Below are 1,647 nucleotides of genomic sequence, written 5' to 3'. Positions count from 1 at the left end.
GTATTCGACCTGGGAAGCCCAGGCGATGGTTCCCACCAGCCAAAGGCAATACGGAACATTGCAAAGCAGTTTCCGACTCTTGAGGTAGTGGTCTGCCACCTGGCAAGCCCGAGAAGGCAGCACAGAGCAGAGCTCACCGATGCCCTGCAAACCATGAAAGAGGGAAACATCCACTTCGACCTGGCAGCCCTGCACCACAAGGTGCGTCCTGAAGCCTATCCCTTCCCCACCGCGCAAAAGTTCATCACTCTTGCCAAGAATATCGTGGGCTCGGAACACCTGATGTGGGGAACCGATGCTCCTTCGACACTGGTGCAGTACAGCTACCAGCAGCTGCTCGATTACCAGTTGGCTCTCTTCAGCGAAGAAGAGCAGGCGTTGGTATTTCATGACAATGCACAGAGGCTGTACTTCTCTTGATGGTGAGTCGCTGTGGAAATAGGAGGTGATGGTTTTACTGCTATGGAATTTTCTACTCTCTCAGTGAAATTATTGCCTCATAGTCGAAATACATCCGTTCTCTAAGCCCTTCACCCACAATGCCAATAGATTTTTTAAGAGGTCGACGTATCCTCATCATTCGACTTTAGAATATGAATCTTCTGGGGACTGTTCATTGCTCCACCTCCCTATCTATCCTAACAAGGGAGGCTTGTTGCTGATACTCGTGTCGGTATTGGATGTATGCTAGAGGAACAAGTCCCGTAGGTTCACCAGCCTCATTGCTTCATTGTCTTTCGCTGCAGCAAGCAGGTCGGCTGTAAAGCCTGACTTGGAGAAAAGCCAGTAATATTGTTTCTTATCACTACCTACATTCTTGCTTTTCCGGACAAGATCATTGTATTCACGGGTTCCTACCTTCTCATTGGTGAATTTACCCTCGCCAAAGATCAGGTCTCCATCGATGGTCTTTGCAACTATATCAATTTCTTCCTCACGCTTTGTTCGCGGATCTGAGCCCCACCACGAACCAATTTCAGTTATTGGAAGGTTTGCGTGCGAGAGCACATGATTTCTGCAGATTTCCTCAAACGGTCTGCCTGCATATGCCGCAAATGATTCCCCAAGCCATGCCATTGTACCATCTACAACACCCCGTTCGATTAACACTCTATACGGATGAACATGCTTGAAATAGAAGTGAAACAAACCATCCTTGACGTACCAAATCGTTTTCTTCTTGTTTGCATCTCCGAATGGAAGTTTCTTATCAACAAGACCAATATTCTGCAATGTCGAAAGGTAGTAACTGATATTAGAAGCTGACATACCGCTCTTGTCAGCGAGTTCAACTTGCTTATTCACACCATGAGCCAAGAGCTCCAAAACAGAAAAAAAGGCTTGCGGCTCGTTGACTTCCATGTTCAGAATGTTTAAAGGTTCGTTGTATAAAAGGCCATTGCTGCTGAAGAACAATCGCTTGATGGAATCCTCAATTACTTCATCAGGTGAAAAATAGGAAACATACAGAGGAATGCCGCCTGTAATCTCCTGAACAAGTACGGTATTGATTTCCGTACCTCCATATAAGGTTCTTGTTTCGGACAAATCGAAGGGCATTACCTTGCATTGTGCAGTACTTCGGCCATACAAGGGACTTTTATCTCCAAGAACCTGATGCTCCATGAATGATACTGACGAGCCTGC

Annotated in this window: 2 protein-coding genes; one reads left to right on the top strand and one right to left on the bottom strand. The window is 46.4% G+C overall.

Features of this window, described 5'->3' with window-relative positions:
• Nucleotides 1–420: amidohydrolase family protein (locus tag B3F49_RS00160; protein WP_293908453.1), on the top strand; the 420-nt coding region annotated here is incomplete at its 5' end.
• Between the two features lie 267 nt (nt 421–687).
• Here B3F49_RS00160 and B3F49_RS00155 read toward each other — a convergent pair.
• Nucleotides 688–1,647, bottom strand: a 960-nt coding sequence (locus B3F49_RS00155; RefSeq protein ID WP_293908452.1) for an ATP-binding protein, incomplete at its 5' end; no start/stop codon positions are given.

The sequence above is a fragment of the Sphaerochaeta sp. UBA5836 genome, assembly GCF_002432845.1.
Lineage (GTDB): Bacteria > Spirochaetota > Spirochaetia > Sphaerochaetales > Sphaerochaetaceae > Sphaerochaeta.
This window is presented reverse-complemented; position numbering and strand designations above follow the sequence as displayed.